This window comes from Sphaerisporangium viridialbum, from assembly GCF_049674955.1.
In the GTDB taxonomy this organism is placed as follows: domain Bacteria; phylum Actinomycetota; class Actinomycetes; order Streptosporangiales; family Streptosporangiaceae; genus Sphaerisporangium; species Sphaerisporangium viridialbum.
In genome coordinates, this window is the sequence record NZ_CP187232.1 from 7,779,310 (window position 1) to 7,793,276 (window position 13,967).

Consider the following 13,967-nt stretch of genomic DNA (forward strand, 5'->3'; position numbering starts at 1 on the left):
GGTGGTCGTTGATTCTGGAGCAACCCTCAACTGTCTTACAGTGGTGACATGGACGGGCCGGCGGAGCTGCTCCGCGACTTCGTGAACACCTACGACGTCGAGGGCGACACCGACGAGCTGGCCTCCCCCGCCGAGCTCGCCGTCTGGCTGCGGGAGCGCGGGCTGATCTCCGAGACCGACCGCGCCGTGGACGACGACTGGGCACTCGCCATCGGCCTCCGCGAGGGGCTCAGGTCGGCGCTGCGCCACAACCACTCCCGGGACGATGACCGCCAGGCCATGACCGCCGGGCTGGACGCCGCGCTGACGGCGCTGCCGATGCGGATCACGCTCGCCGGCGGGGCGCCCGCGTCCGAGCCCCTGAGCACCGGGGCCACCAGAGGCCTCGGGCTCCTCGCCGCGGCCGTCCTCGACGCGCACGCCCGGGGCGACTGGCCCCGGCTCAAGGTCTGCGCGGAGGACGGTTGCCAGTGGGCGTTCATCGACTCGTCCAAGAACCGTTCACGCTCGTGGTGTTCGATGCGTATCTGCGGCAACCGCACGAAGACGCGCGCCTACCGCGCCAGGCGCCAGCAGGACACGCCACGCCCGTCCTGAGGAACGTCATGGGGTTCCAGCTCGCCGGCGCGAGGGCTCTGTGTCCTCGGGGGCGACGAACCCCGATACGGTGTGGGACAGACGAAAGGGGGCCGGCCGACATGGCAGACGTGGGGGTGCGCGCCGCGCGGCGCGAGGACGTCCCAGCGGTGACGGCCACCCAGATCCGGGCCTGGAAGAGCGGATACCGCCATCTGCTGCCCGAGGGGCCTCTGGAGCAGATGACCGGCCCGTCGGCCGAGGAGCTGTGGAACCGCCAGTGGGAGGAGGCCGTCACGGCCCCGCCCTCGCCGCGGCACCGCCTCCTGGTCGCCGTCGAGACCGAGGACGCCCTGAGCTCCCTGGCGAGCGGGCACGGCGAGCCGGGCGGCCAGCGGGTGGTCGGCATGGCCTCGCACGCCCCCGCCGAGGACCCCGACCTCGACCCCTCGACCACGGCCGAGCTGCTCACCATGCTCGTCGACCCCGACCACGTACGGCGGGGCCACGGCAGCCGCCTGCTCAACGCCACCGTCGACCACCTCCGCGAGGACGGCTTCGCCACCGTGGTCACCTGGGTCTTCGCCGACGACGAGGCGATGGTGGGGTTCCTGACCTCCGCCGGGTGGGGGCCCGACGAGGCCGAGCGCGTCCTCGACATGGGCCGCCCGATCCGCATGATCCGCCTCACCACCGACATCAGCTGACCTGGGCGGTGCCCGGCCGCCCCCTCGGCGTGGGCGCGCCCCGGGCTGCGGCCACGGGCGGGCCATGAAATACCCTGCATACGCGAATCCCCGGGAGAGCGTGGAGCGAGCGCTCCACGGCCGGGCCGGGGACCGAATCTTCCGAAGAGGGGCGACGTTGGCGACACCCGCTCAGTGGCTCGCGGGGGCACGGCCCCGCACCCTTCCCGCGGCGGTGGTCCCCGTCGCCGTGGGCACGGGCGTGGCGATCTCGTACGGCGGAGCGGTCTGGTGGCGAGCGCTGCTGGCCCTGTTCGTGGCGCTGATCCTCCAGGTGGGCGTCAACTACGCCAACGACTACAGCGACGGCGTGCGCGGCACCGACGAGGACCGCGTGGGCCCGCTCAGGCTCGTCGGCTCCCGGGTGGCCGCTCCCCGGTCGGTGCTGACGGCCGCGCTCGGGTGCTTCCTGCTGGCGGCGGTCGCGGGGCTGGTGCTCGTCGTGGTGACCGGGGCCTGGTGGCTGCTGCTCGTGGGCGCGCTGGCGATCGCCGCCGCATGGTTCTACACCGGAGGCTCCCGCCCGTACGGCTACCGCGCGCTCGGCGAGATCTCGGTGTTCGTGTTCTTCGGCCTGGTGGCCGTGGCCGGCACGACGTACGTGCAGCTTGAGAGCCTCCCGTGGCCCGCCGTGGCCGCCGCCGTGCCGGTCGGGCTGCTGGCCTGCGCGCTGCTCGTGGTGAACAACCTGCGCGACATCGCGACCGACGGCCCGGCGGGCAAGCGCACGCTCGCGGTGTTGCTCGGCGACACCCGCACCCGCGTGCTCTACAGCACCTGCCTGCTGCTGCCGTTCGCCATCGCGCTGGCCCTGGCGTTCGTACGCCCGTTCACGCTGCTGACCGTGCTCGCGCTGCCCCTCGCGCTCGGACCGGTGAGGGCCGTGCAGGGCGGGGGCGTCGGGCGCGCCCTGATCACGACGCTCCAGCAGACCGGGCGCCTGCAGCTCGCCTTCGGCCTGCTGTTCACGATCGGGCTGGCCCTCTGAAAGCGTCTGCCCGCCTCGTGAGGGCGCAGGCGCACTGAGACCTCCCGGGCCCCGGAAAGCCCCTCCAGGGCCCGCCCGGCCTTACCTGGCAGGGCTTCAGAGGTCGAGAAGGTTCTCCAGGCCCACGGTGAGGCCGGGAAGCTCGCGGACGCGGCGCACGCCGAGGAGCACGCCAGGGGTGAACGACGAGCGGTTCATCGTGTCGTGGCGGATCGTGAGGATCTCGCCGTCGCCGCCCAGCAGCACCTCCTGGTGGGCGATCAGGCCCGCCAGGCGCACCCCGTGGACCCGCACGCCGTCGACGTCGGCCCCGCGGGCACCGTCGAGCTCGGAGGACGTGGCGTCCGGCATGGCGCCGAGGCCCGCCTTGCGCCGCGCCTCGGCCACCAGCTCGGCCGTGCGCCGGGCCGTGCCCGAGGGGGCGTCGGCCTTGTTCGGGTGGTGCAGCTCGATGATCTCGACGGACTCGAAGTAGCGCGCGGCCTGCTGGGCGAAGTGCATCATCAGCACGGCCGCGATGCCGAAGTTGGGGGCGATCAGGGCGTTGACGCCCGGGTGAGCGGCGAGCCAGCCGCGCACGGTCGCGAGGCGGCCGGCGTCGAACCCGGTCGTGCCCACCACCGGGTGGATGCCGTGCTCGACGCACCACTTCAGGTTGTCCATGACCACGTCGGGGTGGGTGAAGTCGACCACCACCTCGGCGGGGGTCAGCGACTCGATGGGATCGCCGGCGTCGACGGCCGCCACCAGCTCCATGTCGTCCGCCGCGTGGACGGCCTTGCAGACTTCGACACCGACGCGCCCGCGGGCGCCCAGAACTCCAACCCTGATCACGACGTCCAAGCGTAGCGCGAACGAAAGGCCCGGACCCCTCGCGGGGCCCGGGCCTGGTCACGTCGCGGCCGTCAGCCGACGTAGGCGCTGAAGTCCTTGTCGCCGTACGGGCCGATGACGGCCAGCGTCATCGGCTGGGAGAGGATCTCCCTGGCCACGGAGTCGACCTCCTCCGGGGTGACGGCGTCGATGCGCGCCAGCACCTCGTCGACCGGCATCAGCGTGTCGTACACCAGCTCGCTCTTGCCGATGCGCGACATGCGGGAGCCGGTGTCCTCCAGGCCGAGCACGAGCCCGCCGCGCATCTGGCCCTTGCCGCGCCCGATCTCTTCCTCGGTGATGCTCTCCGCGACGACCCGGCTGATCTCCTCGCGGCAGATCTTCAGCACCTCGTCGACCTTGGCGGGAAGGCACCCCACGTAGATCCCGAACTGGCCGGTGTCCGCGTACTGCGCCGTGAAGCTGTACGCGGAGTAGGCCAGGCCGCGCTTCTCGCGGATCTCCTGGAAGAGCCGGGACGACATGCCCCCGCCCAGGGCGGCGTTGAGCACGCCCAGGGTGAAGCGCCGGTCGTCCGTACGCGAGAACGCGGTGGTGCCGAGGACGAGATTGGCCTGCTCGGTCGGCCGGTCGACCACGCGCACGCCGGAGCGCGGCGAGGCGCCCTCGCCGGACAGGCGCGGCGGGACGGGGGCGGCCGAACCGCCGAGCGCGCCCGCGCGCTGGTAGGCCGAGGCCACCAGTTCGACGACCCGCTCGTGGGTGACGTTGCCGCACACCGAGACCACGGTGTGCGGGGGCCGGTAGTAGCTCTTGTAGTACTCGGCGATGCGCTCGCGCGACAGCTCGTTGATCGACTCGACCGACCCGAGGATGGGCCGCCCGATGGGAGTGTCGCCGTACAGCTCCGCGGAGAACTGCTCGTGCACGACGTCCGACGGGTCGTCGTCGTGCATGGCGATCTCCTCCAGGATCACGCCGCGCTCGGACTCGACGTCCTCGGCGGTGATCAGGGAGGAGGTCACGACGTCGGCCAGCACGTCGATGGCCAGCGGCAGGTCCTCGTCGAGCACCCGCGCGTAGTAGCAGGTGTACTCCTTGGCGGTGAACGCGTTGATCTCGCCGCCGATGCCCTCGATCGCCGCGGAGATCTCCAGGGCGTCGCGGGTGGGAGTGCCCTTGAACAGCAGGTGCTCAAGGAAGTGGGTGGCCCCCGTGTGCTCGGAGGCCTCGTCACGTGATCCGATGCCGACCCACATGCCGACCGCGACGGAACGCACGGTCGGCATGGTCTCGGTCACCACCCGGAGACCACCGGGAAGGACGGTGCGCTGCACTACCCCGGCACCGTCCCTGCCGGGGTGCAGAGTGGTGGTCGTCACGAGTTGCGGTCGTCCCGTCCACCGCGGGTGCGCGACCGGCGCGGCCGCTCGCCGCCGCGGTCGCTCCGCTCGCCGCGGTCGTCGCGCGGCTCGGAGTCGGCCTGGCTCGCGCCCTCGGCTTCGGAACCGCCCTCGGCCTTGGCCGCGGCCTCCTTCTCGATGACCTCGACGGGGACCAGGGAGAGCTTGCCGCGCGAGTCGATCTCGGCGATCTCCACCTGGATCTTGTCGCCGACGTTCATGACGTCCTCGACGTTCTCGATGCGCTTGCCGCCGTGCAGCTTGCGGATCTGGGAGACGTGCAGCAGGCCGTCCTTGCCGGGGAGCAGGCTGACGAACGCGCCGAAGGCCGCGATCTTGACGACCGTGCCCAGGTAGCGCTCGCCGATCTCCGGCATGTGCGGGTTCGCGATCGAGTTGATCGTCGTGCGCGCGGCCTCGGCCGACGGGCCGTCGGTCGCGCCGATGTAGATCGTGCCGTCGTCCTCGATCGTGATCTCGGCGCCGGTGTCGTCCTGGATCTGGTTGATCATCTTGCCCTTCGGGCCGATGACCTCGCCGATCTTGTCGACCGGGACCTTGATCGTGATGATGCGCGGCGCGGTCGGGTTCATCTCCGCCGGGGAGTCGATCGCCTCCTGCATCACGTCGAGGATCGCGAGCCGGGCGGCCTTGGCCTGCTTGAGCGCGCCCGCCAGGACCGACGCCGGGATGCCGTCGAGCTTGGTGTCGAGCTGCAGCGCCGTGATGACGTCACGCGTGCCGGCGACCTTGAAGTCCATGTCGCCCATGGCGTCCTCGGCACCGAGGATGTCGGTCAGCGTGACGAACTGGCCGCCCTCGCCGATGAGGCCCATCGCGATGCCCGCGACCATCTCCTTGAGCGGGACACCCGCGTCCAGGAGCGCCATGGTCGAGGCGCAGACCGAGCCCATGCTGGTCGAGCCGTTGGAGCCGAGCGCCTCCGACACCTGGCGGATGGCGTACGGGAACTCCTCGCGGCTCGGGAGCACCGGCACGAGCGCCCGCTCGGCGAGCGCGCCGTGGCCGATCTCGCGGCGCTTGGGCGAGCCCACGCGGCCGGTCTCACCGGTGGAGTAGGGCGGGAAGTTGTAGTTGTGCATGTAGCGCTTGGTGCGCTCGGGGTTCAGCGTGTCGATCATCTGCTCCATGCGGAGCATGTTCAGCGTGGTGATGCCCAGGATCTGGGTCTCGCCGCGCTCGAACAGGGCCGACCCGTGGACCCTCGGGACCACCTGGACCTCGGCGCTGAGCTGGCGGATGTCCTTGGTGCCCCGGCCGTCGATGCGGACGCCCTCGCTGATCACGCGCTCGCGCATGAGCTTCTTGGTGAGCGAGCGGAAGGCCGCGGAGATCTCCTTCTCGCGCCCCTCGAAGTCGGGGCCGAGCTTCTCCAGCGCGAGGGCCTTGACCCGGTCGAGCTCGGTCTCGCGCTCCTTCTTGCCGGCGATCGTCAGCGCGGACGCCAGCTCGCTGCGCACCGCGCCCGCGACGGCCTCGTACACATCCTCCTGGTAGTCGAGGAAGATGGGGAACTGCGCGGTCTCCTTGGCGGCGACCTGGGCGATCTTGTTCTGCGCCTCGACGAGCACCTTGATGAACGGCTTCGCCGCCTCCAGGCCCTCGGCCACGGTCTCCTCGGTGGGGGCGACCGCGCCCTCGCCGACGAGCTTGAGCGTGTCGCGGGTGGACTCGGCCTCGACCATCATGATCGCGACGTCGCCGTCCTCGAGCACCCGCCCGGCGACGACCATGTCGAAGGTCGCGCCCTCCAGCTCGGAGTGGGTCGGGAACGCCACCCACTGGCCGCTGATCAGCGCGACGCGGACGCCGCCGATCGGGCCGGAGAAGGGCAGACCGGCCAGCTGCGTGGACAGGCTCGCGGCGTTGATCGCCACGACGTCGTACAGGTGGTCGGGGTTGAGCGCCATGATCGTCGCGACGACCTGGACCTCGTTGCGCAGGCCCTTGACGAAGGACGGGCGCAGCGGGCGGTCGATCAGGCGGCAGGTGAGGATGGCGTCCTCGGACGGCCGGCCCTCACGGCGGAAGAACGAGCCGGGGATCCGGCCCGCGGCGTACATCCGCTCCTCGACGTCCACGGTGAGCGGGAAGAAGTCCAGGCTCTCCTTGGGATGCTTGGATGCGGTGGTGGCGGACAGGACCATCGTGTCGTCGTCCAGGTAGACGACGGAGCTTCCCGCCGCCTGGCGCGCGAGCCGCCCGGTCTCGAACCGGATGGTACGCGTACCGAATGAGCCGTTGTCGATCACGGCTTCCGTGCTGTGGACACCCTCCACGGGGGACCTCCTTGGGTCGTCGCCCGCGTCCGTGCTGTGGTCGCACTCGCTCAGGCACTCGCCGGCCGACCGGTATCGTCGCGGTCGGCTCGCTCGTGCCTGGCTCCGTTATGCCGGCTCCCCGTCATGTGCAGCGCCGGTCTTCGATCGAAGCACCCGGGCTGTACGGCGCGTCCGCGCCGTCGACATCCGGAAGCCACTACCGAGGACCGGCCCGCAGGCGTCACGGGAACGCGCGTTGTGCTGTGCGGGACGCGGGGCACTTTCTCGGCTCTTCAGTTGTCTTGCCAGAGGCCAGTTTGCTCAGAAGCGGCCTCGCGCCGCGTCGCGACGCGCCGACCGGATTTCTCCCTACCAGGGAGGCCTTTGCCCTGATATGAGAGAGGGAGCGGCACGATGCCGCTCCCCTCTACACTATCGGCGCAGACCGAGCCGCTCGATCAGGGTGCGGTAGCGCGCGATGTCCTTGCTCGCGAGGTACTTCAGCAGGCGGCGGCGACGGCCGACCAGCAGCAGCAGCCCACGGCGGCTGTGGTGGTCGTGCTTGTGGGTCTTGAGGTGCTCGGTGAGCTCGCTGATGCGCTTGCTCAGCAGCGCGATCTGCACCTCGGGGGACCCGGTGTCACCGTCTCCGGTCCCGTACTCGCTGATGATCGTCTTCTTGGCGGCGGTGTCGAGCGACACGGCTCTCCTTCAACTGTCTACGGGCACACGTCAGATGAATTGTTTACGAACGACCGTGTGTGCCTACAGTCGCCGTAACCGGTCGACGGGCAGCGCGCAGCGCGCCGAAACCGAGCCGACACGTCAGGCTACCATCGCCCTGCCATCACCGTGGACGGCTCCGTGCTCCTCGCGAAGGGCCGCCAGTCGTGCGGACCGCTCCGGTAGGTCAGCCGCCGATCAGGCGGCGGGCCTCGTCGACGTCGCGGCGCATCTGCTCGATCAGCGCGTCGACGGAGTCGAACTTCAGCGTGTCGCGGAGCCGCACCGCGAAGTCGACGACGACGTGGGCCCCGTAGAGGTCGAGATCATCGTGGTCGAGGGCGTAGGCCTCGACCGTGCGCTCGACCCCCTCGAAGGTCGGGTTGGTGCCGATGGAGATCGCCGCCGGCCACCGCTCACCCTGGTACGGCGAGGGGGACTGCGTGCACTCGAGCCAGCCCGCGTAGACGCCGTCGGCCGGGATGGCGGTGAACGGGGGGGACTCGACGTTGGCCGTGGGGAAGCCCAGCAGCGCCCTGCCCCGCTGGTGGCCGCGGACGACCACGCCCTCGACCCGGTGCGGACGGCCGAGCGCGTCGGCCGCCGCCGCGACGTCGCCCGCCGCCAGCCTCTCTCTGACCAGGCTGGAGGAGATCGCCTCGCCGTTGCTGACCAGCGGGACCGCCTCGGCCACGAAGTCGTACTTCTCGCCGAGCTCGCGGAGCGTCTCGACGTCGCCCGCCGCCTTGTGGCCGAACCGGAAGTTCTCCCCGACCACCACCCCCGCGGCGTGCAGCCGGTCGACGAGGACCGCCTGGACGAACTCGTCGGGGGTCATGCGGGAGAACTCCAGCGTGAACGGCAGGACGCACACCGCGTCGACGCCGAGCCTGCCCAGCAGCTCGGTGCGGTGGCGCGCCGTGGTGAGCCGGGGCGGATGGGTGCCGGGCCGCACCACCTCGTCGGGGTGGGGGTCGAAGGTGATCACCACGGAGGGAAGGCCGAGGCCGGCCGCCATGGCGACGGCACGTTCGACCATGCGCTGGTGACCTTGGTGCACACCGTCGAACACCCCGATCGTGATGACAGACCTGCCCCAGTCTCCGGGCACGTCGTCGAGTCCGTGCCAGCCCTGCACCTCGACCTCGTTCCTTTTGCTGATGGTCGCGCTCACCCAAGCCTGCCATGCGGATCGGATTTGACCGCACGGGGACGAGGGTAGCCCAGCGGGACCGGACGGCGGGCGACGCCCCCGCCTCACTCCCCCGCCCGGCCGGTGCCGCCCGTGCGCTCGTAGACGTCCTGCTCGAAGTCTTCCAGGAGGCTCTCGCAGGTGGCCAGCCACCGCTCGCACTCCTGGCGGCCTGGGCCGCCGAACCAGTCTCTGGTCACGACCTTCTCGAACCATCGCCTGATCTTGTCGAGATCCTGCCGGATCTCCTCGGACTCCTCGAAGGTGTAGTTCTCGCGGAACCGCTCGAACTCGATCTCCTTGACGAACTTGGTCTGGCACTCCTCGATGATCTCGGCGTACTCCTTGGCCGCCATGTCACGGAAGCTCTGGACCAACGTGATGTCCTGCTCGCGGTCACCCGTCTTGATCGGGAAATAGTACGAAATGCCGCCCAGCGACTCGATCCGTTGCCTGATCTGCAGCAGGTCGTCCTCGATCGCGCCCAGCTGCGGGAAGACGCAGACCGCCTGCTGCAGGTAGAGACCCCCCAGCCGCTTCAGCTCGCGCCAGACGGCCACGCGGACCCGCGAGGGCTCGGAGGGCACCTTGTAGATCAGCAGGAGCCACGCGCCGGGCACCATCGCCTGCGGGTCGTCGGCCTCGGCCCTCTCGGGCGTGCGGCGGACCGGTGGACTCATGCGAACTCCTTGTAACGGGCTCCGCCCGGCCTGCTTCGGCGCTTCCCAACCCTATCGCCCGGCCCGGCCCGCCACCGACTCCCGCGTACGGCCGCGCACGCCCAGCGGCCGTACGCGCACGGTCACATGGACGCCTTGAGCCCGGAGCCGCAGAGCGGGGCCACGACGGTGCCCTCCCCGAACGGGGAGCCGCCCGCGCGCAGCCGCCGCACGGCGGCGTACGCGACCGCGCCCGTGGGCTCGGCCCACAGCCCCCGTGCGGCCAGAGCGGCGTGCGCGGCGCCGATCTCGTCCTCCGACACGGTGACGACCGCTCCGCCGGTCTCCCGGACGATCTCCAGCATGCGGGCGCCCCGCGCGGGCGCGGCGATGGCGATGCCCTCGGCCACCGTCCGCCCCGGGGTGACCGGCTCGACGTCGTCGCTCCCGGCGGCGAAGGCGGCGGCCACCGGGGAGCACCGCTCCGCCTGCACTGCCACGATGCGCGGGAGACGGTCGGTGAGCCCGGCGGCGCGGAGCCCGGCGAACCCGAGATAGGCGCCCAGCACGAGCGTGCCGTTGCCGGCGGGCAGGACCAGCGTGGCGGGAGCGGTCCCACCGAGCTGCTCGAACACCTCCAGGGCGTAGGTCTTGGTGCCCTCGTAGAAGTAGGGGTTGTAGACGTGGCTGGCGTAGAAGGCGCCGGTCGCCTCCACCCGCTCGGCCGCCGCCTCGGCCGTGTCCTCGCGCGACCCGTCGACCACCGTGACCTTCGCCCCGTGGCCTCGTATCTGCAGGAGCTTCTTCTCGCTGGTGCCGGAGGGCACGAAGATCTCGGCGGCCACGCCCGCGCGGGCCGCGTACGCGGCGACGGCCGTGCCCGCGTTGCCGCTGCTGTCGGCGACCAGCCGGGTGGCGCCGAGGACCCGGGCTAGGGCCACGAGCACGACCGCGCCCCTGTCCTTGAAGGAGCCCGTGGGAGAGGCGTACTCCAGCTTGAGCCGCACGCCCTCCTCGCCGTCCAGGGACGCCTCGATCAGCGGTGTCATGCCCTCGCCCAGGCTGAAGCGGCGGCCGGGCACGGGGATGGCGTCCTCGTAGCGCCACAGGGAGTGGTCGCCGCGCCGGGGGCGGAAGGTCAGCGCGGCAGGCGCGAGATCGAGCAGCCCTCCGCAGTCGCACCTCCACCGCTCGGCCGAGGGGGCATGGGAGCGCCCGCACGAGCACACGTAGTCCGGGAGGTCAGGCGTCATCGCGAGCCTCCCGTGATCAGGGACGCGAGGACGTCCCCGGCGATCCCCCCGGGAAGGTCGGCGGAGAGCGGCCGGGCGGCCAGCACGCCCGCGACGTCCGCCGGCGGCACGCCCGCCTCCGCCAGGCAGTACGCGGCCTGGCCCTCCGGCAGCGCGTTGAACCAGCGCAGCCCGGCCCGGAGCCTGGCGGACGGCTCGACCGTGCCGACCAGCCGGACCCGCGAGATGCCCCCGTCGGGATACGCGTCGACGCGCACGGCCGTCAGCGCCTCACCCGGCTCGCGCAGGGTGAACAGGTGCCGGGTGTCGGGCCGGATCCTCGTGCGCGGCAGCACCGGGAACCACAGCGGCGAGTCCGTCCCCGGCAGCGGCGCGCCGTCGCCGGGCGCGCAGCCGTACAACTCGACCTCGGCCGAGGCGTTGTACTTGAAGTGAGTGGTGTCGATCTCGATCTGCCGTGGCCGCCCAGTGGCGGCCAGCCTGATCACCGCGAAGTCGTGGCCGCCGTCCCTGCGGCGGCTCGTCTCCCAGCCCTCTCCCATGGTGCGGGCCCGGTCCGGGCGGTTGAGCAGCTCGGCGGAGGTGTAGAAGGCGTCACTGCTCGCCACCACCAGGCCGCCCTGGTCCTGAGACACCAGGTCGAAGGTCAGCCCGTCCCAGTGCCTCGGATCGGGCACCACCTCGCCGTGCACCCGCAGCCGGGCCACTCCCCCGTCCGGATCGATCGACAGCCGCACATGGGTGAACCGCCGGGGGTCGGACACGGCGAACAGGTTGTGGCCGTCCCCCTTCAGGGGACTCCTCGGCACGATCTCGGCCCATCCCGCGTCCGGGGAGGTGAGCTCGTCCACCCCGGGGTATCCCTCCATCCCGCAGGCCTCCACGCGGCAGTACGGGGGGTAGTTGCCGGTGAAGAAGCTGGTGTCCACGTCCACACAGGTGATCACGCCGGGCGCGCCGAGCCGGATGATCGCCCAGTCGTGGCCGGGCTCGCCGCGCCGCCGCCTGGTCTCCCAGCCGTCGACGATCTCCCCCCGGTGGTCGTAGCGGCCCGGCACGAAGTCGGCGGGCCCAGGGACCAGCAGGTTCTCCTTGAGGCCGAACGACTCGTCGCTGGCGGCGACCACGCCCCCGCCGAGCCATCGAGACGCCAGGTCGACGCCGGTCATGCCCGTCGCTCCCTTCGTTTCCAGCGAGGTAGGGGCGGGATCGGTAGGGTTCACGAGGCCTCCATGCCGAGGTGCCGGGAGAGGGGCCATCCGGTGATGGCCTTCGGGTCCGGCGGTGCGTACGTACAGACCTTGCTGGTGCGCAGGCCGAGGCCGACGACCGCCTCGGCCAGGCGCACGCCCGCGGCGACGCCGTCGACGACCGGCACCCCGAGCCGCGCGGTGATCGCCTCGTCCAGTCCCGCCATGCCGCCGCAGCCGAGGCAGATCACCTCGGCGTGGTCGTACCGGACGGCGCGCTCCGCCTCGGCCACGATCGCCTCCATGGCGGCGGCCGGGTCGCGGTCGACGTCCAGGGTCGACAGCCCGCAGGAGCGGACCGAGGCGCACCGGTCGGCGAGGCCCGCGAGTCTCAGGCGGTCCTCGATCGCGCCGACCGAGCGCTGGAGGGTGGTCACCACCGAGTAGCTGCGGCCGATCAGCTGCGCGACATGGGCGGAGCACTCCGCGATGTCCAGCACAGGGACGTCCACGATCTCCTGCACCCCCTCACGCCCGTGCTCGCCGAACCCGGCCATCACCACCGCGTCGTACGGCTCGCCGATCGTGGTGATCCGGTCCATCACCGCGACCGCGGAGAGGTAGCTCTCCATCGCGCAGTCGATCGCCTCCGCGCCGTAGAGCGGCTGCACGGCGAGGATCTCGGTGCCCGGCGAGGCCGCGCGCCGCGCCGTCGCGGCGATGGCGGCGGTCATGGACTCCGAGGTGTTGGGGTTGACGACGAGGATCTTCATGGGGTGCCCTCCAGACGGTACGCCGTACGGGTCAGCAGCCGTCCGGCGGGGTGGAGCGGGTCGACGTCGCGCCCGCGCAGCCAGGTGCGGCGCACCGCCCCGTACAGGCGCCGGCCGGTGTACGGGCTGACCGGCTGGCGGTGGTGCAGATCCTCGACCCGCACGGTGAAGCCCTCGTCGGGAGCGAAGACGCACAGGTCGGCGTCGGATCCCGTGGCGATCGCGCCCTTCCCCGCCAGGCCCGCGAGGCGTGCCGGGCGCTCGCTCATCCACCGGGCGACCTCGGCCAGGGGGACGCCGCGCCGGCGGGCCTCCGTCCACACGACCGGCAGCGCGAGCTGCAGCGAGGAGATGCCGCCCCAGGCCGCGCCGAAGTCGCCGGTGTCGCGGTGCTTGAGCTCGGCGGCGCAGGGCGAGTGGTCGGAGACCACCAGGTCGATGGTGCCGTCGGCCAGCCCGGCCCAGAGCGGCTCGCGGTTGGCCGCCTCCCTGATCGGCGGGCAGCACGCGAACTCGGTGGCGCCGTCGGGGATCTCCTCGGCACAGAGCGAGAGGTAGTGGGGGCAGGTCTCGGCGGTGATCCGCACGCCCTCACGGCGGGCGGCGGCGATCAGGGGCAGCGCGCGGGCGCTGGACAGGTGCACGATGTGGGCCCGCGCTCCGGTCAGCCGGGCGGCGTCGATCACCGCGGCGACGGCGGCCTCCTCGGCCCGGGCGGGCCGTGAGCCCAGGAAGCCCGCGTAGCGCGGCCCCCTGGGCGGCGGGCACCCGGCCAGCTCCGCCTCGCTCTCCGCGTGCACGAGCAGGACGCCGTCGAACTCCCGCACCGCCGACATCGCCTCGGCCAGCCCGGCCGGCGTGAGCGGCGGGAAGTCCGGGGCGCCGGAGTCCGCCAGGAAGCACTTGAAGCCGAGGACCCCGGCCCGGTGCAGCGCGGTCAGCTCGCCGGTGTTGCCGGGGATCGCGCCGCCCCAGAACCCGACGTCGACGTGGCACCGCCCGGAGGCGGCGGCGCGCTTGGCCGCGAGCGCCGCGACGTCGACCGTGGCGGGGACGCTGTCCACCGGCATGTCGACGAGCGTCGTGATCCCGCCCGCCGCGGCGGCGCGGGTCGCGCTGGCGAACCCCTCCCACTCGGCGTGGCCCGGCTCGTTGACGTGCACGTGCGAGTCCACCAGGCCGGGCAGCAGCACGACGTCCGCGCCCAGCTCGGCCACCTCGGCGGCGCCGGGGAAGGCCGTGCCGTGCGGCTCGACGGCGGCGATCCGGCCGTCGCGCACGGCCACCGTGGCCGGCGCCTCGCGGCCGCTGGTGACCGCCCGGAGAGCGTGGATCACCAGGTCCACGC

At 72.1% G+C, this 13,967-nt stretch carries 13 protein-coding genes; 3 read left to right on the top strand and 10 right to left on the bottom strand.

All coding sequences use genetic code 11. The features are described 5' to 3' along the window. Positions 1-48: 48 nt before the first annotated feature. The 3 genes from ACOZ38_RS34990 (at position 49) to ACOZ38_RS35000 (ending at position 2,310) form a co-directional block, all read left to right on the top strand. Positions 49-597, top strand: coding sequence for a CGNR zinc finger domain-containing protein (locus ACOZ38_RS34990; RefSeq protein WP_424535311.1), 549 nt, complete (start codon positions 49-51; stop codon positions 595-597). A 101-nt stretch (positions 598-698) separates the two neighbouring features. Beyond that, positions 699-1,283 carry a GNAT family N-acetyltransferase gene (locus ACOZ38_RS34995; RefSeq protein ID WP_405140410.1) on the top strand — a complete coding sequence of 195 codons (585 nt, stop codon included), beginning with the start codon at positions 699-701 and terminating at the stop codon, positions 1,281-1,283. Between the two features lie 157 nt (positions 1,284-1,440). Then, positions 1,441-2,310, top strand: a complete 870-nt coding sequence (locus tag ACOZ38_RS35000; RefSeq protein WP_424535312.1) for a 1,4-dihydroxy-2-naphthoate polyprenyltransferase — start codon at positions 1,441-1,443, stop codon at positions 2,308-2,310. 96 nt (positions 2,311-2,406) lie between these two features. On the opposite strand, the gene dapB is transcribed toward ACOZ38_RS35000, so the two are convergent. The 10 genes from dapB to allB all read right to left on the bottom strand — a co-directional run bounded on the left by dapB (position 2,407) and on the right by allB (position 13,965). Further along, positions 2,407-3,144: a 4-hydroxy-tetrahydrodipicolinate reductase gene (gene dapB, locus ACOZ38_RS35005; protein WP_424535313.1), complete on the bottom strand. Its 738-nt coding sequence runs from the start codon at positions 3,142-3,144 to the stop codon at positions 2,407-2,409. 71 nt (positions 3,145-3,215) lie between these two features. Further along, positions 3,216-4,526, bottom strand: a complete 1,311-nt coding sequence (locus tag ACOZ38_RS35010) for a M16 family metallopeptidase (protein WP_424535314.1) — start codon at positions 4,524-4,526, stop codon at positions 3,216-3,218. Continuing rightward, the gene (locus ACOZ38_RS35015) at positions 4,523-6,847 is read right to left on the bottom strand and encodes a polyribonucleotide nucleotidyltransferase (protein ID WP_424535315.1); all 2,325 of its coding nucleotides are present in this window, start codon (positions 6,845-6,847) and stop codon (positions 4,523-4,525) included. The genes ACOZ38_RS35010 and ACOZ38_RS35015 overlap by 4 nt, the downstream gene beginning before the upstream one ends. Before the next feature lie 414 nt (positions 6,848-7,261). Next, positions 7,262-7,531, bottom strand: a complete 270-nt coding sequence (gene rpsO, locus ACOZ38_RS35020; RefSeq protein ID WP_358549860.1) for a 30S ribosomal protein S15 — start codon at positions 7,529-7,531, stop codon at positions 7,262-7,264. Positions 7,532-7,739: 208 nt separating this feature from the next. Continuing rightward, complete coding sequence (locus tag ACOZ38_RS35025) at positions 7,740-8,690, bottom strand: bifunctional riboflavin kinase/FAD synthetase (protein WP_424537141.1); 951 nt, start codon at positions 8,688-8,690, stop codon at positions 7,740-7,742. A 119-nt stretch (positions 8,691-8,809) separates the two neighbouring features. Then, positions 8,810-9,424 (bottom strand): Chromate resistance protein ChrB, encoded by a 615-nt coding sequence (locus ACOZ38_RS35030; protein ID WP_405140419.1) that lies wholly within the window; start codon positions 9,422-9,424, stop codon positions 8,810-8,812. Positions 9,425-9,546: 122 nt separating this feature from the next. Further along, positions 9,547-10,656 (bottom strand): threonine synthase, encoded by a 1,110-nt coding sequence (locus tag ACOZ38_RS35035; protein ID WP_424535316.1) that lies wholly within the window; start codon positions 10,654-10,656, stop codon positions 9,547-9,549. After that, positions 10,653-11,825, bottom strand: coding sequence for an allantoicase (gene alc, locus ACOZ38_RS35040; protein ID WP_424535317.1), 1,173 nt, complete (start codon positions 11,823-11,825; stop codon positions 10,653-10,655). Before alc ends, ACOZ38_RS35035 begins: the two co-directional genes overlap by 4 nt. A 50-nt stretch (positions 11,826-11,875) precedes the next feature. Next, the gene (locus ACOZ38_RS35045) at positions 11,876-12,619 is read right to left on the bottom strand and encodes an aspartate/glutamate racemase family protein (RefSeq protein WP_424535318.1); all 744 of its coding nucleotides are present in this window, start codon (positions 12,617-12,619) and stop codon (positions 11,876-11,878) included. Beyond that, positions 12,616-13,965 carry an allantoinase AllB gene (gene allB / locus ACOZ38_RS35050; RefSeq protein ID WP_424535319.1) on the bottom strand — a complete coding sequence of 450 codons (1,350 nt, stop codon included), beginning with the start codon at positions 13,963-13,965 and terminating at the stop codon, positions 12,616-12,618. The genes ACOZ38_RS35045 and allB overlap by 4 nt, the downstream gene beginning before the upstream one ends. Positions 13,966-13,967: the final 2 nt, after the last annotated feature.